This window comes from Vannielia sp. ABF1_015 (assembly GCF_056160745.1).
In genome coordinates, this window is sequence record NZ_JBSWXT010000001.1 from 2265325 (window position 1) to 2284393 (window position 19069).

16 protein-coding genes are annotated in these 19069 nt (G+C 63.7%); 11 read left to right on the forward strand and 5 right to left on the reverse strand.

Annotated features, from left to right (window positions below; translation table 11 throughout):
- Nucleotides 1–19 precede the first annotated feature (19 nt).
- The 4 genes from ACXAG6_RS11370 to ACXAG6_RS11385 are packed head-to-tail and all read left to right on the forward strand — an operon-like array spanning nt 20 to nt 4851.
- Nucleotides 20–2359 (forward strand): xanthine dehydrogenase family protein molybdopterin-binding subunit, encoded by a 2340-nt coding sequence (locus ACXAG6_RS11370; RefSeq protein ID WP_475337643.1) that lies wholly within the window; start codon nt 20–22, stop codon nt 2357–2359.
- Entirely contained in the window at nt 2356–3171 is an 816-nt protein-coding gene (locus tag ACXAG6_RS11375; RefSeq protein ID WP_475337645.1) for an FAD binding domain-containing protein, read from the forward strand. The genes ACXAG6_RS11370 and ACXAG6_RS11375 overlap by 4 nt, the downstream gene beginning before the upstream one ends.
- On the forward strand, nt 3168–4289 hold the full coding sequence (locus tag ACXAG6_RS11380; protein WP_475337646.1) for a 2Fe-2S iron-sulfur cluster-binding protein: 1122 nt from the start codon (nt 3168–3170) through the stop codon (nt 4287–4289). The genes ACXAG6_RS11375 and ACXAG6_RS11380 overlap by 4 nt, the downstream gene beginning before the upstream one ends.
- A gap of 16 nt (nt 4290–4305) precedes the next feature.
- Nucleotides 4306–4851: a MarR family winged helix-turn-helix transcriptional regulator gene (locus tag ACXAG6_RS11385; protein ID WP_475337647.1), complete on the forward strand. Its 546-nt coding sequence runs from the start codon at nt 4306–4308 to the stop codon at nt 4849–4851.
- Nucleotides 4852–4884: 33 nt separating this feature from the next.
- Here ACXAG6_RS11385 and ACXAG6_RS11390 read toward each other — a convergent pair whose 3' ends face one another.
- The 5 genes from ACXAG6_RS11390 to ACXAG6_RS11410 all read right to left on the reverse strand — a co-directional run bounded on the left by ACXAG6_RS11390 (nt 4885) and on the right by ACXAG6_RS11410 (nt 9482).
- Nucleotides 4885–5601 carry an ABC transporter ATP-binding protein gene (locus tag ACXAG6_RS11390; protein WP_475337648.1) on the reverse strand — a complete coding sequence of 239 codons (717 nt, stop codon included), beginning with the start codon at nt 5599–5601 and terminating at the stop codon, nt 4885–4887.
- Nucleotides 5594–6352, reverse strand: a complete 759-nt coding sequence (locus ACXAG6_RS11395; protein WP_222468384.1) for an ABC transporter ATP-binding protein — start codon at nt 6350–6352, stop codon at nt 5594–5596. The genes ACXAG6_RS11390 and ACXAG6_RS11395 overlap by 8 nt, the downstream gene beginning before the upstream one ends.
- Complete coding sequence (locus ACXAG6_RS11400; protein WP_475337649.1) at nt 6349–7332, reverse strand: branched-chain amino acid ABC transporter permease; 984 nt, start codon at nt 7330–7332, stop codon at nt 6349–6351. Before ACXAG6_RS11400 ends, ACXAG6_RS11395 begins: the two co-directional genes overlap by 4 nt.
- Nucleotides 7332–8192, reverse strand: a complete 861-nt coding sequence (locus ACXAG6_RS11405; RefSeq protein WP_222468386.1) for a branched-chain amino acid ABC transporter permease — start codon at nt 8190–8192, stop codon at nt 7332–7334. Before ACXAG6_RS11405 ends, ACXAG6_RS11400 begins: the two co-directional genes overlap by 1 nt.
- Nucleotides 8193–8261: 69 nt before the next feature.
- The gene (locus ACXAG6_RS11410; RefSeq protein ID WP_475337650.1) at nt 8262–9482 is read right to left on the reverse strand and encodes an amino acid ABC transporter substrate-binding protein; all 1221 of its coding nucleotides are present in this window, start codon (nt 9480–9482) and stop codon (nt 8262–8264) included.
- A 472-nt stretch (nt 9483–9954) separates the two neighbouring features.
- Between ACXAG6_RS11410 and ACXAG6_RS11415 the strand changes: the two genes are divergently transcribed.
- The 7 genes from ACXAG6_RS11415 to ACXAG6_RS11445 all read left to right on the forward strand — a co-directional run bounded on the left by ACXAG6_RS11415 (nt 9955) and on the right by ACXAG6_RS11445 (nt 18920).
- Nucleotides 9955–11523, forward strand: coding sequence for a gamma-glutamyltransferase family protein (locus ACXAG6_RS11415; RefSeq protein ID WP_475337651.1), 1569 nt, complete (start codon nt 9955–9957; stop codon nt 11521–11523).
- Nucleotides 11520–12215, forward strand: a complete 696-nt coding sequence (locus ACXAG6_RS11420; protein ID WP_475337652.1) for a phosphoribosyltransferase — start codon at nt 11520–11522, stop codon at nt 12213–12215. Before ACXAG6_RS11415 ends, ACXAG6_RS11420 begins: the two co-directional genes overlap by 4 nt.
- Before the next feature lie 966 nt (nt 12216–13181).
- The gene (locus tag ACXAG6_RS11425) at nt 13182–14657 is read left to right on the forward strand and encodes a reverse transcriptase domain-containing protein (protein WP_475337654.1); all 1476 of its coding nucleotides are present in this window, start codon (nt 13182–13184) and stop codon (nt 14655–14657) included.
- A gap of 308 nt (nt 14658–14965) precedes the next feature.
- Nucleotides 14966–15781, forward strand: coding sequence for a hypothetical protein (locus ACXAG6_RS11430; RefSeq protein ID WP_475337655.1), 816 nt, complete (start codon nt 14966–14968; stop codon nt 15779–15781).
- Nucleotides 15782–16098: 317 nt separating this feature from the next.
- The gene (locus ACXAG6_RS11435) at nt 16099–16689 is read left to right on the forward strand and encodes a recombinase family protein (protein ID WP_475337656.1); all 591 of its coding nucleotides are present in this window, start codon (nt 16099–16101) and stop codon (nt 16687–16689) included.
- Nucleotides 16690–17057: 368 nt separating this feature from the next.
- Nucleotides 17058–17381 (forward strand): hypothetical protein, encoded by a 324-nt coding sequence (locus ACXAG6_RS11440; protein ID WP_475337658.1) that lies wholly within the window; start codon nt 17058–17060, stop codon nt 17379–17381.
- Nucleotides 17382–17954: 573 nt separating this feature from the next.
- The gene (locus tag ACXAG6_RS11445) at nt 17955–18920 is read left to right on the forward strand and encodes a hypothetical protein (protein WP_475337659.1); all 966 of its coding nucleotides are present in this window, start codon (nt 17955–17957) and stop codon (nt 18918–18920) included.
- The last annotated feature ends 149 nt before the right edge of the window (nt 18921–19069 follow it).

Sequence of the window (19069 nt, forward strand, 5' to 3'; positions counted from 1 at the left end):
CGAATGAAAGGCTCTATCGGTGAAGACTTCCGGGCGCGGCGTGGGCGCTTCGATTCCACGGTTTGAGGATGACAGGTACCTGGAAGGCCGGGGCCGGTTTGTGGGCGACATTCGGATGCCGAACATGCTGGAAGTCGCTTTTCTGCGCAGCCCGGTGGCCCATGCCGAAATTTTAGGCGTATCCAAGCCCGACGGCGCGGCGCATCAGGTGGTCACTGCTGAGGATCTGGAGGGCGTGAAGGGCGTCCGGGCTGATAGCGGTTTGCCGGGTTTTCGCAGTTCGGTGCAGCCGATTCTCGCCGCAGATCGCATTCGCCATGTGAACGAGCCCATTGCAGCCTGCGTTGCCGCCACCCGTGCCGAGGCGGAAGACCTCGCTGAACTTACCCACCTCGATGCAAAAACCCTGCCAGCGGTGCATGACATGCTGAAGGCGCGCGACAAGGATGCGCCGCTGCTGCACCCGGCGTGGGAAGAGAATGTCTTTCTCGAAAGCGGGATCGTGCAGGGGATTGACGCGGCCATCGACAAGGCCGCCGTGACCGTGCGCCGTCAGTACCGCACGGCGCGGCAGTGCATGTCGCCGATGGAGGGGCGCGGGGTGGTGGCCTATGTCGACGATCAGGCCGATCAACTGGTGATCATCACTTCCACCCAGATGCCGCATATCGTGCGCAACGGGCTGGCTGAATGTCTCGGTCTGGATCAGGCCCGCATTCGGGTTATTGCGCCTGATGTGGGTGGCGGCTTCGGCTACAAGGGTATCCTGCTTGCCGAAGAGGTGGTGTTGGGTTGGCTCGCCATGCGCCTGCGCCGCCCGATGCGCTGGATAGAGGATCGGCGGGAGCAGCTGGCGGGCAATGCCAACTGCCGCGAACATTGGTATGACATCACCGGTTACGCCTCGTCCGATGGCAAGCTTCTGGGCGTGGAGTGCGAGGCGATCGTGGATAGCGGCGCCTATTCGGCCTATCCGTTCTCGGCATGCCTCGAGGCCGCGCAGGTCGCCTCGATCCTGCCGGGGCCCTATATGATGGAGGGCTACCGTTGCCGCACGTGGTCGGTGGCGACCAACAAGCCCGCGATCCTGCCCTATCGTGGTGTCGCTCGGACGGGCGTGTGCTTTGCGATGGAAATGGTGATGGACGATCTTGCCCGAGAGCTGGAGATCGAGCCTGCCGAGTTTCGCCGCCGCAACCTCGCGCCCGCCGAGCGGATGCCCTTTGTGAACATCACCGGCAAGATATTTGACTCTGGTGACTACGTGGAGGCGCTGGACCGCGCGGTGAAGGCGCTGGACCTGCCCGCTCTCCGTGAGCGCCAGAAGAGGGGCGAGCCGGATGGGCGGCTCTTGGGTGTTGGCCTGTCGATCTTCTGCGAGCAGGGGGCGCATGGCACCTCGGTCTACAGCGGATGGGGCATTCCGATGGTGCCGGGCTATGAGCAGGCGACTGCGCGGATGACTCCGGATGGCGGGCTGGAGTTGCGGGTGGGCGTGCAAAGCCACGGGCAGAGCTTGGAGACGACCTTGGCGCAGGTGGCCAACGAGGTGCTGGGCGTGGAGCCGGGCAAGGTGCGGCTGGTGCATGGCGACACGGCGCTGACGCCCTATTCGACCGGCACATGGGGCTCACGCTGCATGGTCATGGCGGGCGGCGCGGTGGCGACGGCCTGCGAGGAACTGGCGGAGCGGGTGAAGGCGATTGCGGCCAAGCTGCTTCAGGCCGAGCCGGAGCAGATCACCCTTGCCGATGGCGAGGCGCGGGGGCCTTCGGGTTCGGTCTCGCTGAACAAGATTGGCCAGGTCTGGTATCACGCGCCGCAGGAATTGCCCGATGGCGTGGATGCGGGCGGGCTGGAAGCCACCAAGGGCTACAAGACGGTGCGCGACACTGGCACCTTCTCTTACGCCTGCCACTCGGCGCTGGTGCTGGTGGACCCAGAGACCGGCGAGGTGGAGATCGAGCGCTACGGTATTGTCGAAGATGGCGGCGTGCTGGTGAACCCGATGGTGGTGGATGGGCAGGTTTGGGGTGGTGCGGTGCAGGGCATCGGCACAGCGCTCTATGAAGAGATGCCCTATGACAGCGAGGGCCAGCCACTGGCAACTACGCTGGCCGACTACATGCTGCCCGGCGCGGCAGAGTCCCCCTCGATCCGGATCGACCATATGGAGACCCCTTCGCCGATCAGCAGGTTCGGGCAGAAGGGAATCGGCGAGAGCGGAGCGATTGGTCCGCCCGCCGCGATCGGCAATGCGGTGAATGATGCGCTGCGTGGCTTCGGGGCGCGGATCGGGCAGGTGCCGATCACGCCCGAGCGGGTGCTGGCGGCGCTGGCCGCAGGAGGCTCGCAATGAAGCCTGGGCGGTTTGATCTGGTGCTGGCGGGGTCGTGCGGCGAGGCGATTTCACTGCTCGGCGGGCGCGAGGAGGCAAAGCCGGTGGCAGGGAGCCAGTCTCTCGGGCCGATGCTGAACCTGCGGCTGGCGCGGCCTGCGGTGTTGGTGGACCTGTCGGGTTGCGCGGAATTGCGCGGGGTGACGGAAGAGGCGGACTCTGTGGTTTACGGCGCGGCGCTGACCCATGCGGAATTCGAGGATGGCGGGCTGGTGGATGCCACGCCGGGATGGCTGCCGCAGATCGCCCGGCGGATCGCTTATCGCGCTGTGCGCAACCGGGGGACCGTGGGAGGCTCCCTGGCCCACGCCGACCCTGCAGCGGATTGGGTGGTGACGCTGCGCGCGCTGGGGGCCTCGGTGCTGCTGGCGGGGCCGGAGGGCGAGCGGGAGCTTGCGCTGGACGCGTTCTTTACCGGGGCGCTGGCGACGGCGCTGGGGCCTGGGGAGATCATCCGCGCGGTGCGGGTGCCGCGCCGAGGCGAGGGGGCAAGTTGGGGCTACTGGAAGTTTTGCCGCAAGCTGGGCGAGTTCGCCAAGGCCTCGGCGGCCGTGCTGGCCGACCCGGAGCGCGGCGAGTTTGCCGTGGTGGCCGGGGCCATCGAGCGGGCGCCGGTGGCTCTGCCCGAGGCGCAGGCGCTGATCGAGGGGCGGGCCGACCCGCGTGTGGTGGTAGAAGAGGCGCTGCCCTTTTTGCCACCGGAGCGCCGGGCCTTGCAGGCCACGGCCACGGCCCGCGCCATTGCCGCGCTGCGCGAAGGAGAGAGCGAATGACCGAGTTCACCGTGAACGGCCAGCCTGTGCGCTACAGCGGCGAGGGGCGGACCCATCTGGCGGATTTTCTGCGCGAGGAGATGGGGCTGACGGCGACGCATATCGGCTGCGAGCAAGGGGTCTGCGGCGCCTGCACGCTGGTGAAGGACGGCAAGCCGGTGCGCAGCTGCATCACCTATGCCGCTGCCTGCGAGGGCGCGAAGATCCGGACGCTGGAGGATTACCGCGACGACGTGCTGATGGCGCGCATTCGCGCGGCCTTCAAGGAGCACCACGGGCTGCAATGCGGGTTCTGCACGCCGGGGATGCTTGCGACGGCCTATGACATTGCGACCCGGCTGCCGGAGGCTGATGAGGCGCGAATCCGGGAGGAACTGGCGGGCAATCTCTGCCGTTGCACCGGCTACATGGGGATCGTGGCAGCGATCAAGGCCGTGCTGGCGGAGGGGCCGCATGTAGCGCCCGAGCCGCCCGCGCGGGATGCGGTGATTGCCTCGGCGCGGTTTGGCGCGGCGGAAGCGCCCGAGGTGGTGGCAGAAGCGGCGGCGGCGCCGGTGGTGGCGGAGCGGCCTGCGCCGCTGACCGATGGGCACCGGCTGGAGCGGGTGGCGCGGATTGAGCTGCCGGCGGAAACCGTTTGGGCCGTGCTCAGCGATATTCGCCAGGTGGCCGCCTGCATGCCGGGCGCCTCCGTCGAGACGGTCGAGGGCGAGCGGGTGACGGGGGCAATGGCGGCGAAGATCGGGCCGATCACGGCGCGGTTTGGCGGCACGGCCTTTGTGACTTACGAGCCTGCGGAGATGCGGGGCGCGGTGGCGGGGCAGGGCGGCGATGGAAGCTCGCGCTCGACGGCGCGGGGGGAGGTGCATTTTGCGCTGGCCCCGAGCGGCGACGAGAGCTGCGATTTGACCTGCGAGATCCTTTACAAGCTGAGCGGTCCACTGGCGCAGGTGGGCCGGCCCGCAATCGTGGCGGGGGTGGTCGACAGGCTGCTGGTCGACTTCACCGCCAACGTGGAGGCCGCCGCGCGGGGCGAGGCGCCGACAGCCGCCGCGCCGCCGGGTTTTGCGCGTTTGATCCTTGCGGCCCTGCGCAATATGGTCGGGCGCAGCACATAGGGTGGAGATGAGTGCGATGGATAATCTGGAGCGCGGGGCGCAGGAGGCGGCGCCCGAGCGGGACCATGCAGGCGAGGAGGAAAAGCTCCTTCGGGCGGCCCGCAGCAACGACTGGGCCGAGACCGGGCTGCGCGACCGGCCGGGCTTTCTGATCCGGCGGCTGCACCAGATTCACACCGCGCTGTTCTTGCAAGAGTGCGCCAGCGAGGGGATTACCCCGGTGCAATACTCGGTGCTGACGGCGCTGGGGCAGCTCGGGCCGAGCGAGCAGATCGTGATCTCGCGCGCGGTCGGGCTGGACCGGACCAGCACGGCGGATGTGATGCAGCGGCTGGAGAAGCGTAAGCTGATCCGCCGCCGCCCCTCTCCCACCGACGGGCGCAGCAAGATCGCCACTCTGACGGAGGTGGGGATCAACCTGCTTCAGCGGGTGGATGAGGCAGCCTCAGCAGCGCACAGCCGCACGCTGGAGCCGCTGACGGCGGAGGCCCGGCGCGAGTTGATGCAGGCGATGCGGACGATCGTGGACGCCTACCCGGATCTTGAGCGCAAGGCCAACTGAGCGCCCGCCCCGCGTGGGGCGAGCCGCCCGTTTTTACAGCCCCATGTAGGCCTCGCGGATGCGGGCATCTTCTGCCAGCTCGGCGCTGGGGCCGGTGATGGTGACGCGCCCGGTTTCGATCACGAAGCCCTGGCTGGCGAGGTCGAGCGCGGTCAGCACGTCCTGCTCCACGAGAAGGATGCTGAGGCCGGTGCCGTTGATCTCGGTCAAGGCCTCACTGAGCACCTCGACGAGACGCGGGGCGAGGCCGAGCGAAAGCTCGTCGATCATCAACAGCTTGGGGGCCGACATGATGCCCCGCCCGATGGCGCACATCTGCTGTTCGCCGCCCGAAAGGGTGGTGGCATCCTGCGAGGCGCGTTCGCGAAGGATCGGGAAGGTGTTCATCACGAAGTCGAGGTCTCGGTTCACCTGCACGGTGTCGCGGCGCATGTAGGCGCCGAGCAGCAGGTTGTCGCGCACCGAGAGCCCCTTGAAGAGCCGCCGCCCCTCGGGCACGTGGACCACGCCCGCGCCGAGCACGTCATCGGGGGAGGCCCCGGCGATCTCGGTGCCCGCCATCTTGATGGAGCCAGCCCGCGGCTTGATCAGCCCGGAGATGGTGCGCAGCAGCGTGGTTTTGCCCGCGCCGTTCGAGCCGACGATGCAGGTGATCGCGCCGCGCTTCACGCTGAGGGAGATATCCCAGAGCACCTGCACGTCGCCGTAGCCGGCCTGAAGGCCGGAGATTTCGAGCAGGCCCTCAGCCATCGGCCATCTCCTTCTGGAAGCGTTCTGCGAATTTCGGGCCGAGGTAGGCCTCGATCACCTTGCGGTCGTGGACCATCTCTTGCGGCGGGCCTTCAGCGATCAGCTCGCCGTGGTGTAGCACCAGCACGCGGCTGGAGAGGCTGAGCACCACTTTCATGAGGTGTTCGATGATCAGGATCGACACGCCCCGCGCCGCGATCCGGCGGATCAGGTCGAGCGCCACGTCGATCTCGGTGGCGTTGAGGCCTGCGTTCACCTCGTCGAGCAGCAGCACCTTTGGCCCCATCGCGAGGCTCTTGGCCAACTCCAGCCGCTTGCGGTTGGGCAGAGTGAGCGACGAGGCCGGGGTTTCGGCCACATGGCCGAGGCCGACGAACTCCAGCTCTTCCATCGCCCGGTCGCGGGCTGCCGCGATGCTCTCGGGGTTGCCTCCGAAGAGCGCCGAGGCGGCGACGTTCTCCACCACGGTCATCCGGGGGAAGGGCTGCACGATCTGGAAGGTCCGGGCCAGCCCGCGTCGGGCGGCCTGAAACGGTTTTTGCTTGGTCACGTCCTCGCCCTTGAAGACCACCTTGCCGCTGCTCGGGCTGTGGACGCCGGTGATCGCGTTGACCAGCGTTGTCTTGCCCGCGCCGTTGGGGCCGATGAGGGCGACGATCTCGCCTTCGTGGAGGGAGAAGGACACATCGTTCAGCGCCTTGATGCCGCCGAACTGGCGCGACACGTTCGAGAGTTCGAGAATGGCGCTCATTCCTTGGCGCTCCCCTTGTCAGTGCTGCGGGCTTTGCTGCGGTCGGAGAGGCGGCGCAGGATGCGCTTCCAGTCCAGCCGCAGGATGCCGCCGGGCAGGAAGAAGATGAGCACCACCACGATGGCCCCCATGATTGCCCGGTTCCACTCGAGGAAGTTGGCCCAGAAGATCTCTTCAAGCATGACGAAGCTGAAGGCGCCGACGACCGGGCCGAGCAGGGTGCCTGCGCCGCCGAGCATGGCCATCACCGGCACCTTCACGGTGGTCAGGATGTCAAAGCTGTCGGTCGGGTCGATGTAACCGACCCATGAGGCATAGACGGCTCCCACGGCGCCCGGAAAGATCGCGGAGAGCACGAAGGCGGCGATCTTGTAGCGGGTGGTGTCGATGCCGACCATGTCGGCGGCGTCCTCGTTCTGGTCGATGCAGCGCAGGCCGAAGCCGAGGCGGGTGCGATCGACAATGACGTTGGTGATGAAAGCCAGCGCCATGATGCCGAGCATCACGTAGAGCACCAGCGCAGAGACCTCGGGGGGGCGACCCTGAAGCAGGGGCACGTTGAGGCCGTTGCCGCCGCCGGTGACGCTGCCCCAGGACGAGATCACCAGACGGGAGATATCGACGAGCGCGATGGAACCGATGGCGAAGTAGTGGCCCTTGAGCCGGAGCACGATGGCCCCGAGTGCAAAGGAGACACCGCCGACGAAGGCCGCCGCCGCCACCCAGGCCAGCGCCGCGGGCACGCCGCTGCGCTGCGCCAATGCGCCGACGTAGCAGCCGATGCCGTAGAAGGCGGCGGTGGAGAAGGAGGGGTAGCCGGTGAAGCCGCCGATGATGTTCCAGCTCAGGGCCAGCGCGGTGAACATGGCGATGGAGATCGCGATGCGTACCTCGTAGTTGCCGAGAATGGTGGGTGCGAGCGCCAGTGCCAGAACCCAGAGGCCCATGACGATGAGGGTCAGGTTGGATTTGCGCGACATCACTCGTACCCCTTCACGCCGACGAGACCGGTGGGGCGCACGATCAGCAGGAACAGCATGATCAGGAAGCCGATGGTGATCGCGTTTTGCGGGCCGACGATGACGCCGGCGAAGCTTTCGATGATGCCGAGAGCCAGCCCGCCCACCAGCGCGCCGGACACGCCGCCCAGCCCGCCGATGACGCAGATCACGAAGGCCTTGCCGAGGAACACGCCCGAGAGGTTGGTGGTGACCGGGAAGACCATGGCAAAGACCGCCCCTGCCGCCCCGGCCATCAGCGCGGCGATGGCGAAGGTGGTGGCGTAGATGTGGTTGACCCGGATGCCCATCAGCGCCGCCGCCTCACGGTCCATCCGGACGGCGACGATGGCGCGGCCGATGCGCGAGGTTTTCAGCACCAGAAACAGCAGGCCGGTGAGCACCAGTGCCAGTCCCATGCCGATCAGCCGGTCGACGGGCATCGACACGCCGAGCGCGTCGATCCGCCCGTAGTCGAGCGAGACCCGGCGGGGCGTGGCGGTGAAGAACACGGTCATCAGGTTGTAAAGGATCATGTCGAGGCCGAAGGTCAGCGTGAGCGTTGTCAGCACCGGGGCCGTCACGACCTTGTTGATGAAGAGATATTGCAGGGCATAGCCCAGCACGAAAAGCGCCACCGCCACGACGGGCAGTATGATAACCGGGCTGATGCCGGTGGAGGCCCATGCGAAGTAGGTCAGGTAGCCGCCGAGCACGATAAACGAGCCGTGCAGCATGTTGATGACGTTGAGGACACCCCAGACCAGCGAGAAGCCGATGGCGATGCAGGCGTAGAGCGTGCCCAGCACGACTCCGTTCGCCAGAATCTGCGCGAAACCCATGTATTCTGTTTCCTTGGGAATTATTCCGGGGCCGGCCGGGCTAAAGCGCAACCCGGCCGGCAGGGGGAGTTACTCGATGACCAGCAGCTCGGCGTCGGCGATGCTCTCGGGGTAGAGGATCTTGATTTCACCGCTCTGCACCTGGATGATCGGCATCTCGCGACCCTCGTTCATGCCGTTTTCGCCAAACTTGATCGGGCCGTAGAAGGTTTCGAGGTCGGTGGCGGCCAATGCGTCGCGCACGGCAGTGGGCTCGACGGAGCCTGCGCGGGTGACGGCATCGGCAACGACGTCGAGCGCGGCGGCACAGGAGCCATGAACGTAATCAGGATCTTCGCCGCCGGAGGCTTCGAGGAAGGCTTCATAGAAGGCGTCGGTGGAGTCCCACGCACCCGATACCTCGGTATACCCGGTGGCATGGTGCCACCATGTCGAGCTGCTCACGCCATTGGCCAGCTCGCCAAGCCCCTCGGTAAACTCCTTATAGGCCGGGCCGGTGACCATGGTGATGATCGGGGCTTCGATGCCGAGGTCTTCCATCTGCTTGCGGCCAAGGATCAGGTCTTGGGTATAGCCGGTCATGTAAACCCAGTCGGGCGACATTGACTTGATGGTGGAGAGCGCAGTGGAGTGGTCGATCGCGCCTACCGGGTAGAGCTCTTCATAGACCACTTCGATGCCCGCGCCGGAGGCGGCGGCGGAGATGGCGGTGGCCATCGACTTGGGGAACACGTCATCGCGGCCATAGACGGCGATGGTGCCAAGCTCCGGCATCGTCTCCTTGAACTCGGCGACCATCGCCTCGGTCATGCCGCTGTTGGGCGCGAGGGTGCCGAAGAGATACTTGAAGCCCTGGTTGAAGACCTCGGTGGAGGAGGAGACGCAGGCGACCAGCGGGATCTGGTAGCGCTCGGCCACGGCGGCGACGATCTTGGTGTGGCCCGACCCGAAGGGGGCCATCAGTACATCGACCTCGTCGTCGTTGATCAGCTTCTCGGCCAGCTGGCCAGCGCGCTTGCCGTCGGTCTGGTAATCATACTCGACGATCTCGACCAGCATCTTGGTGCCGCCCACGTCGAGGCCGCCAGAGGCGTTGATCTTGTCGCTCCACATCTTCCAGACAAGTTCTTGCTTATGGCCCTCGTCGGCCAGCCCGCCGGTGAGCGCCAATGGCGCGCCGATCTTCAGCACATCTTGTGCCATGGCCGGGGCGGCCAGTGTGGCGGCTGCGGCACCGATCGCGGCGGCGAGAGTCCTTGCCTTGAAGTGGGGTGTCCCTTGGGTGGTCATTGCTACGTCTCCTGATGGCTTCTTTGGCTGGTCGGGGCGGGCCGCGACCGGAGTTCCTGTCCTCCGACAACAATATTATCAGCATACTGCGCATTCTACCGCTCGGGCGCTGTCGGGGATCGGAAATACGCGGATGAGCCAGAATGAGGCGGGTTACCGGGGGCTTTGGCTAATTTGTGGGCATACTGCGTATCTGGGCGCAATGCAGGGTTGTGCAGCCGGGTGATCCGCACATGATTCCATTGATTTTGTGGGCGGTGGAGTGGTGTCGGGGCTAGGAGGAATACTCAGTAAGCCGATTGTTTTCATCAGGCTTTCGGTGCTTCGCAGGGGGTGCCCGATCTTGTTGTGGGTGGCCAGGCGCTTGCATGATCCGACCAACGCGGCAATATAGGTGGCATGCTGTGCATCTCGCCGCCGACGTGCTGACGGGTGGCGGAGATCAGGATTGGCGCGACCGAGAGGACACAACATGCTCAACCCCGCAATTGGCCTCAAGGGAGCCATAACTGCGCCGCATCAGGCGGCCAGTCAGGCCGGTGCGGGCGTGCTGGCAGAGGGAGGTAGCGCGGTGGAGGCGATGGTTGCCGCCGCTGCGTCGGTTGCGGTGGCCTATCCTCACATGAACGGCATCGGGGGAGACGGGTTCTGGCTCATCAAGCGGGCCGGGCAGCCGCCAATCGCAATTTTCGCCGGCGGCCAGGCGGCTGGGCTGGCCTCGCCGGAGTGGTACGCCCGGCAAGGCCATGCAACAGCAATTCCGGCGCGGGGGCCGCTGGCGGCACTCACGGTGCCGGGCACGGTGGGCGGGTGGGGCGCAGCGCTGGCGCTCTGTGACGCCCGGTTGCCGCTTTCTCGCCTCTTGGCCCCGGCGATCGCGCTAGCCCGCGACGGCATTGCGGTAACAGGCAATCAGGCCGACTGCACAGCGGAAAAAGCGGAAGAGCTTGGGCCGGCGCCCGGGCTTTCTGATATCTACATGCCGGACGGAAAGGCGCCGGAGCGGGGCAGCCGGTTAGTGCAGGCCGCGCTCGGGGCCACTTTGGAGCGGATCGCCGAGGCCGGGGTCATGGATTACTACACTGGCGACCTCGCGGCGACCCACGGGGCTTTTCTGGAAGCGTCGGGCAGCCCGCTGCGCCGATCCGACCTGGAGGCCTACGAGGCCGAGCGGCGCGTGCCGCTGGAGGTGATCACCTCACAGGGGACGCTCTGGAACATGCTGCCCCCGACACAGGGCGTGGCCTCACTCACCATCCTCGCGCTCTTCGACCGGTTGGGGGTAAGCGAAGGCGAAGGGTTCGCTCATATCCACGGCCTGATCGAAGCAACCAAGCAGGCGTTCCTTCGTCGCAACGCCGAGTTGGGCGATGGGGTGGATGCCCAGCCATGGCTGGAGGCGGATGTGCTCGATGAGATGGCTGCCCGGATTGACCGCGCACGGGCCTTGCCCTGGCCCCACCAGCCCCGGCAGGGCGATACGATCTGGATGGGTGCGGCCGATGCCGAGGGCACGGTGGTGAGCTTTATCCAAAGCGTGTTTTGGGAGTTCGGCTCTGGCCTGACCTGCCCTGAGACCGGGGTGGTCTTTCAAAATCGGGGGGCGGCGTTTTCGCTCCGGGGCGGGCCGAATGGGCTGGCGCCGGGCAAGCGTCCCTTCCACACCCTGAACCCGGCGATGGCCGAGCTGTGCGACGGGCGAGTAATGGCCTATGGCACCATGGGCGGTGAGGGCCAGCCACAGACGCAAGCGGCCGTTTTCAGCCGTTATGCGCAGTTCGGCATGGGCTTGCAGGGGGCGGTGACCGCGCCGCGCTGGCTGCTGGGCAAGACATGGGGCGATGACACGACAACCCTGAAGGTGGAAAGCCGGATGGACCCGGCGCTGGTGGCGCAGCTACGGCAGGCGGGCCACGAGGTGGAGATGCTGCCGCCCTTCAGCGACCTTGCGGGCCATGCAGGCGCGGTGGTGCTGCACCCCGGCGGGCTGCGAGAGGCCGCTAGCGACCCGCGCGCCGATGGTGCCGCGCTGGGGTTGTGAGCGGGGTGGCGGGACAAGGGGGCATGGCGCCGGAAGAGTTTTGGCAGCATATCGAGCCCGGCCCGCCACCGCCACCGCCATACGCGGGGCGGTTTCCTGCGGCGTTGCCGGGCGGCGGGGTGATGTGGTTGCCTCTGCGTCCGCTGGAAGGCACGGACAAAGCGCTGGCCTCGCTCATCCTCAATCAAGCGAGTTTTGCGGTGGCGGCGCGGCTGGCCAAGCTGCTGGCCGAGGCGTTGCGCCCGCATCGCGTGACCCGCGTGGTAGGCTTGCCGACGCTGGGGCTCGGACTGGCGGCGGGGGTGGCAGAGGCACTGGGCCACACCCGCTACGTGCCGCTCGGCACTTCACGCAAGTTCTGGTACGAAGAGGCGCTGTCCGAGCCTCTGCACTCGGTGACCAGCCCGGGCGGTGGAAAGCGGCTCTACATCGACCCGCGCATGCTACCTCTGCTGGAAGGCCGGCGTATCGCGGTTATAGACGACGCCATCTCCACCGGTACGTCAATGGTTGCCGCACTCGATCTTCTGCGTCGGGTCGGCACCGAGGCGGTGGTGGCCGGCGCGGCGATGCTCCAGACCGAACGCTGGCAGGCCGCACTGACTGGCCGGGTGGCGGTGGAAGGCGTGTTTCTTTCGCCACTGCTGGAAGAAGCGCCGGGCGGGTACCGACCTGTAGCGCGTCGGGACTGAACCGGGCGCCCGTGCGTGTGGGTGCCAATTATGCTGACGGGGCCTTCCCGGTATCCGAAGCTCACAATCATCACGGCGCTCGCGGAGACGGCCTTGATTGCGACCTCCACGTGTTTGACGGGAGTTCTAGGCGTCAGCAGGCAGCTGGGCTGGTGCCTCCTTACGGTGTGAAGTGCACCGCTCCGTCGGCGCAGAGCGCACCGCTGCCATCGGGGAGGATTCGGCTGGTGGAGGTGAAGTTAGTTGTGTCGGTGGCGCGCAGGGCGGAGCCAACGAGGCCGATGCATATCGCTAAGCCAAACGAGGCCTAATGCCATTTTGTAGATTGGCATGTCCCTCAGTTTCCCTAGGCTGGATCCCGCTGCTCCGATAAAGCAGAAGATCACATAGAAACCTATAAGTTAGACTTTGCTTTATTGGCTCCGGCGGTAGGCGAGGCGGGGTCAAACCCAACTAAGTCTGATTGGCCTCAAACGCCTTTATATCAATGCTTTGCGCGACATGCGCCCCAACCCGATTTCCCGGCGTGTGTGCCGAGAGTGGTGGATTTGTGTGCCTGTGTCTATCTGTATTTTCTTATCATCTCAACCTCCTCGATCTGTATTCGTTCGTATGTGTGGATAGGTTCTTGGGCGCTGGAACAAAAAAAGAACGCGCTAGAGGGTTGAACCAATCAGACCGCCCACCCATATTGAGTTCATGGCGCTCAATTGGGGGCGTTTCAGTTACGTGTTTAAACTGTCAAGGCCAGTTTCGCAGCCGGTGCAGGACGCGAGTTCGATCATTCGGGCTCCTCTCGCCAGCCACGCGGGCGGCTTTGCGGCAATCCGGCAATACCACATTGCCAGGTGCTTCACAGTATACACGACCACGTCGAAGACGAACGCACACCGCAGAACGGCGGGGGCGGAGATGTTAAGGGTCGGTGCGTTGACCCGATGCTCTTGCCCCCTCTCGCGGAGGCCGATGGAAGACGAGTTCGATTTCACCGCGAAGGACCTCAAGCACTATCCGCATTTCGATGCGCCGATCACGCTGAAGGAAATTCGCCGCCTCGTGACAGACCCGCAAAGGGTGGCAGCCAATTCCTTCTACCCCTTTTTCCTCTATGAAGAGTCATGGCAGCCGTACCGCTTCACGGATGCGGCCAAGCCTGACAAGAAGACGCGACCAATCCGATACGGCGCGCGGCGAGACGCCTACATCTTTTCCTTCTACCGCCGGAAACTCTCCCGCCTCTATGAAGCGCGTCTCCGGGAGATGGGCATTGAGGATTGCCCAATAGCCTACCGGCAGGTGTTGAAGCCGGGCCTAGGCGGTGGGAAATGCAACATCGACTTCGCCAAGGACGCCTTCGATGAAATCGACCGGCTCGGGGATTGCGTGGCGGTTGCACTCGATATCAAAGGCTACTTCGAGAACTTGGACCACAAGCGGATCAAGAGCATTTGGTGCGACCTTCTGGGCGTCGATGAACTTCCGCCGGACCACTACGCGGTCTTCAAGAACATCACCAAGTACAGATACGTCGATCAGCGCTCTGTCTATTCGCGGCTTGGCTATTTCGGGATGCGGGAGCGCAACGGGCACATGATTCCGGGCTTTCTGATGCCATTCCGCGACATGCCCAAGCAGCTATGTTCCAACGCGGACTTCCGCGCCAAGATTTGCGGCGGTGATCCGAAGCACGGTCCCTCGCTTGTCCAGAAGAACGTCCTCCCGCATGGTGTTCCGCAAGGTGCGCCAATCTCAGATCTGATCGCAAACTTCTACATGTTGGAGTTTGATGCGGTGATGGCTGAGTACGCAAGGGCGAGGGGCGGGCGCTATATGCGCTACTCTGATGATATTCTACTTATCTTGCCCGGCGCGAGCCCTGAGGCCCGAGCCGCTATCGACTTCGCAACCGTCGAGATGCGCAAGCATGGGCCGGAGTTGCGGATCAAAGACGCAAAGACCTGTGTTGCGCAGTTCGAGCAAACGCCGAGCGGGCTCCGGTTCAACCATTTGAAACAGCGGCCTGATGAGGCAGGGAAGAACGGCTTTGATTACCTGGGCTTCCGATACGATGGACGGCGTGTCTATGTGCGTGATAGCACCATATCCCGGTTCTACGGCAAGGTGGCGGGCGCGGCGAAGCGTGATGGGCGACGGCACGTTGAGAGCAACCCGGCGATGGACGCTGGTACGCTGATTGGCAATTTTGACTATCCGCTGTTCTCCCAGCGATTCAGCAAGGTCAAGAAGTCGAACCTGACCAGTGATTACCGAAGTTGGACGTTCTACTCATATCTCAAGCGTTCTGCCGAGACCTTCGGTGCAAAGGGAGATCGCATCTTGGGACAGGCGCGCGGCTTCGATGAATTTATGAAAGATCGCGTGAGATTGGCCATCGTCTCGGGCGTCGCAAAGCGCAAGCCGTCCGCCCCAGAGGCCACTTGAGCCTATCTGCCGAGCCTTAAGCGGGCCTTCCGTTTCAGCCTTGCGCGAGAAAGTTCGAGGAATGAGGGTTTTCTAAGTCGTTGACCTAGCGGGCGTATCTTGGCTCGGATGGAAGGCGAGGCGGGGTCAAGTCAAACTCGGTCTGCCTCGCCTTAAACGATTCAATATCAATGCTTCGCGCGTCACGCATACTAACCTGACTTCCCGGCATGTGTGCTGAGGGTGGTGGGGTGCGCACAAATCAGAGCGTTAGAGACAAGCACATGCAGTAGCGATAGGGTTCATTCGATTCAGTTTGAGGAGCACAAATGCATCTTTTGTATTGCGATGAATCTAATCTAGAGGAGCGAGCCGGGGACTTCCTGCTCTACGGGGGGCTTATGATTGAGGCTGAACAGGCACTGTCATTGTCTCAGGCGGTGGACGCTGTTCGAGACCGTCATGGGGTTCCAAGAGAATACCGGCTCAAGTTCAATCCGGGGCCGGAAGGCTTCACCCACGAGCAGTTCATTGCGCTGAAGCAGGATGTGATGACGACCGCTATCGAACACGGGGCTAAGCTTCTTTCATACTTGATTTTGCACGACATTGCCTCGTCCTCGGATGAAGCGAGACGCAACGGAATCAACGCCGTCTGCCTACATTTTCAGTACGTTCTGAACCGCGTAGGTGGTGCCGGTCTGGTTCTCATTGATCGCTTCAATGATGAAGGGAATGCTATTGAAGCACATCTACGGGACAAGTTCACAATAGGAATAACCGGACTGCCGTACACCCCGGAAATGCGCCTTTCCAATATTGTGGGTTTCCATTATTCCTCAATAGGTCAATCGCATCTGCCCAGCATAGTCGATGTGGTCTTGGGGTCTCTGCGCTTTGCTGTGAACGCTCAGAGCCGCAATCAAGAGAATTTCCACGAGACAGCCAAGAACCTACTTGGGCTTCTCTCGCCACTTTTCTGGCGCGCTGAGCCGGAGGCGGCGGTTCCCGAGTTGGGGCTTATGTTCAGCCCGAAGGTGATTAGGTCAAATCGCTATAGAGGGCAGTATCAAGCTCTGAAGGATTTTCTGGCCGAAGGCGGCGTTCCGACTTTTCAAGAGATTACCGATCAAAGACCGTACTAAAACAGACCAAAAAATCCGAAGCCCCGAACTCAACAGTTGATGAGCCGCGCGTCCCCCCGGTGGGGGTGGCTCTGCGGGGCTGGACTGGGGTCCTTGCTGCCTTCGCTCTCTTGTCGCCGGTCAATCTGCCGCAATGTCTCCTTCCAAGTTTGCCCGCGCGATTACCTCAAGCGCCTCTCGCTGTCCCACAGGGCAAGCTCTAACGAGACGTCTCAGGTTGCCCCGCAAGGTGTCCCAAAAGAATTGCATTGACCATTTGAGACAATTCGCCTTATAGAGTCTAAGACATTGTGAGACACATGCGGGAGACTTGAGACATGCTGGTAGGATATGCGCGGACCTCGACACTGGACCAGAAGGCTGGACTTGAGGGGCAGGAGCGGGAGTTGAAGGCGGCAGGGTGTGACCGGCTGTTCATTGAGCAAGTGTCATCGGTGGACGTGACAGCCCGTGAGAAGCTCGCTGAGGCCCTGTCCTTCATCCGGGAGGGTGACACCCTAGTCGTGACCAAGCTGGACCGTCTGGCCCGCTCTGTGGCGCACCTGCTTGAAATCCTCGACACCCTGACCGACCGGGGCGCGGCGCTCCGCATTCTCAACATGGGGATCGACACCAGCACCCCGACCGGGAAGCTCATGCTGACGGTGCTGGGCGGTGTCGCTGAGTTTGAACGCGAGATCATGCTTGAGCGGCAGCGCGAGGGTATCGCTAAGGCCAAGGCGGCGGGGAAGTATAAGGGCCGGAAGGCGACCGCTAGGGCCAAGGCTGAGGAGGTCTTGAAGCTGCACCGTGAGGGCGTAGGCGGGACCGAGATTGCCAAGCGGCTGGAGATCGGCAGGGCCAGCGTCTACCGGATACTGGATGAGGCGAAATCTGCCGCCGGTGCTGAGACCGCAGGGGGGGCGTGAGTATGGCCGATGTTGTCTTGCAGGTCATGGGGCTGGGATACTGCGGTATTGCGTCTATCGGGGCGCTCTACGGGGTCTTGAGGCTGTTCAGCGATTGACCGGGAGGGGCTGGCGGCGGGCGTTTCGTGACATTCGCGCCACTCTCTCACCCTATCTGTCTTTGTCCATTACGCCACCTGTGACTAACTTGTGTGCCCACTAGGTTCACCCTGACGACACCCTGAGCAATCCTCACAGGGCTAGCCTACTGTCGTGGCATCGGATTGGGTGGCAGATACTCCCCATGTAGAAACTTCATTCGTGTTGTCAGGTGCTTGCGTGCCGAACATGATGTTGCACGTCAAGTCGATATGAAAGGACGCGCCATGATGAAACCCAACGCAGTGCTCAGCCTGACTGACCACCTTACCGCCCTCACAGACCACCTCTATACCGCCGCCGATGCCAACCGCCTGACCGCCGCTGCTGTGGATACCCTGAGCGCCCTCAAGGACGCCGCAGAACAGCTTGGAATGGCCGCTGAGGGGGTCAGCCTAGGGAAGCCGTTGAGCGCCCCTGACGTGGCCCTGTGCGTCTCTGTGGCGCTGTCCAAGATCAGGGAAGCCCATGCTAACGCGGATGAGTTTAAAGAGGCTGCGCCGCTCGGTTTAGGCGAGGCTGCCGGGCGGCTGAACGCCGTGGCCGTTGAATAACTACACCCCATTGGACGAAAGCCCGAAAGGTTTAATACGTCCCATTGGACCAGACAGGCCCCTCCCGGTGAAATACATGCTGATAGGCAGGTGATTGTGAGGGGCAGGTAAAACCACCTCCCATTGGACCAGAGGGGGTCACTTTAACAGGATAGATACAGGTGGATGACATGGTTCATCAGGTAGCTGTCCATCAGACTGATGACCCGGTGCATCACCTCCCACCCATCCCCCCTCAATCTCCCTGTCTAGGTCTACCAGAGGTGGCCCCTATGGTCCCTCCTGAAAGCCTCTAGGGCTTCCCCATAGCTTCACCTCTGCCAAGATCGTTCACATGGCTCCGCTGGTGCGGAAGCCGTGGGATTACGTGCAGCCCCAAGGCCAGCCTTCCTCAACATCCTCATCATCCTGCCACGTCGCACTTTTCGTCGTCATGTCCAGTCCACCCGCCGGGATGCTGAACATGGGCAGGAAGGCTGCCCTCGGCGCTGTCCTCGCGCTGATGAGACCGCCGACCACCGCGCCCCCGGCGCACCCAATACCCCAAATCAACAACCATGAAAGGAACACCCAATGAGCAATTTCCAATCCGTCGATATGTCGCCCGCTGATTTCTCCGCCGATGACCTCGCCACGCTGCAACAACAGCTTGAGGATCAACAGGCCGGAAAGAAGGCCGGGACGTTCGACAACATCAAGATCACCACCGCCGCCGTCCACACCTCGACCATGAAGGATGGTCAGCTCTCAACAGAGATCGTGAACAAGGGTTTCGGCCCGAACGGTGGCACGGCCTACGCCAACGCGCCGCTCCGCCCCGGCCATGTGGTCATTCCCGGCGTGGGTGAAACCACGATTGATGCCGCCAAGGCCGGTGGCCTCCTGCCGCAGAGCTACCGCGAGGGCGACCCGCTCCCTTTTGACAATGCCCCGAAGGCTGCCCCTGACGGCAACCCGAAGGGCGCTCAGGCGGATGCTAATGCTGCTGACGAAGCGGACACGGACGACAGCCCCGCCGCCCACCGCGCCAAGGTCGCAAGTGATATTCTGCAAGGCGTGGATCAATTCCACGGGGCACATGTGACCGATGGTCTTGTCAGCCATGCCGTTGAGAACGGCGGCGACCCTGAAACGGTGCTGGACATGCTGCCCGAAGGGGTGAGCGAGGTTCAGGCGAAACAGGTCTACGCGGGTTACATGGCTCAGGCAGAGAACACCCTGGCCGAACGTGCGCCCAGCGCCTCCATCGCCATGATGAGCGAGGTTTTGAGCGAGGACCAGCTTCGCGCTGCCCGTATGGCCGTGGTGAACGGTGACACGGATAGTTTCGTGAACATCGCCAACGCTGCCGTGGATCACCTCGCCAACATGCCCAAGCTGGACCCCGAAGGGTTCAAGGAAATGCTGGAGGACATGCCCGCAGAGGAACGCAAGGCCCTCCGCTATGACCGCCTGTCGAACGACTGGCGTGTCACCATTCCCGGCCAGCCTGAAATGTCCTTCGGTGCGGCTGTCCGCATGGGGCTGGTGCGCGTATGACCGACGCCGCAGCCCACACCACACCCCGGCGCAGCGCAGCCATTCCGCCCATCAAGAATTGCCCCATGTGCGGGCTGGACTTCGTGCCGCCCTCTCACACCGCCGCTATCTGCCGGGGGTGCGCGACTGAGCACCGTCACGTCCGCCGC

Coding starts and splice junctions, on each gene's coding strand:
- ACXAG6_RS11400 (WP_475337649.1), bottom strand. CDS start 7,332: ATGTCGCGCAAATCCAACCTGACCCTCATCGTCATGGGCCTCTGGGTT.
- ACXAG6_RS11410 (WP_475337650.1), bottom strand. CDS start 9,482: ATGACCACCCAAGGGACACCCCACTTCAAGGCAAGGACTCTCGCCGCC.
- ACXAG6_RS11445 (WP_475337659.1), top strand. CDS start 17,955: ATGAGCAATTTCCAATCCGTCGATATGTCGCCCGCTGATTTCTCCGCC.
- ACXAG6_RS11425 (WP_475337654.1), top strand. CDS start 13,182: ATGGAAGACGAGTTCGATTTCACCGCGAAGGACCTCAAGCACTATCCG.
- ACXAG6_RS11395 (WP_222468384.1), bottom strand. CDS start 6,352: ATGAGCGCCATTCTCGAACTCTCGAACGTGTCGCGCCAGTTCGGCGGC.
- ACXAG6_RS11375 (WP_475337645.1), top strand. CDS start 2,356: ATGAAGCCTGGGCGGTTTGATCTGGTGCTGGCGGGGTCGTGCGGCGAG.
- ACXAG6_RS11385 (WP_475337647.1), top strand. CDS start 4,306: ATGGATAATCTGGAGCGCGGGGCGCAGGAGGCGGCGCCCGAGCGGGAC.
- ACXAG6_RS11380 (WP_475337646.1), top strand. CDS start 3,168: ATGACCGAGTTCACCGTGAACGGCCAGCCTGTGCGCTACAGCGGCGAG.
- ACXAG6_RS11430 (WP_475337655.1), top strand. CDS start 14,966: ATGCATCTTTTGTATTGCGATGAATCTAATCTAGAGGAGCGAGCCGGG.
- ACXAG6_RS11440 (WP_475337658.1), top strand. CDS start 17,058: ATGAAACCCAACGCAGTGCTCAGCCTGACTGACCACCTTACCGCCCTC.
- ACXAG6_RS11405 (WP_222468386.1), bottom strand. CDS start 8,192: ATGGGTTTCGCGCAGATTCTGGCGAACGGAGTCGTGCTGGGCACGCTC.
- ACXAG6_RS11415 (WP_475337651.1), top strand. CDS start 9,955: ATGCTCAACCCCGCAATTGGCCTCAAGGGAGCCATAACTGCGCCGCAT.
- ACXAG6_RS11390 (WP_475337648.1), bottom strand. CDS start 5,601: ATGGCTGAGGGCCTGCTCGAAATCTCCGGCCTTCAGGCCGGCTACGGC.
- ACXAG6_RS11435 (WP_475337656.1), top strand. CDS start 16,099: ATGCTGGTAGGATATGCGCGGACCTCGACACTGGACCAGAAGGCTGGA.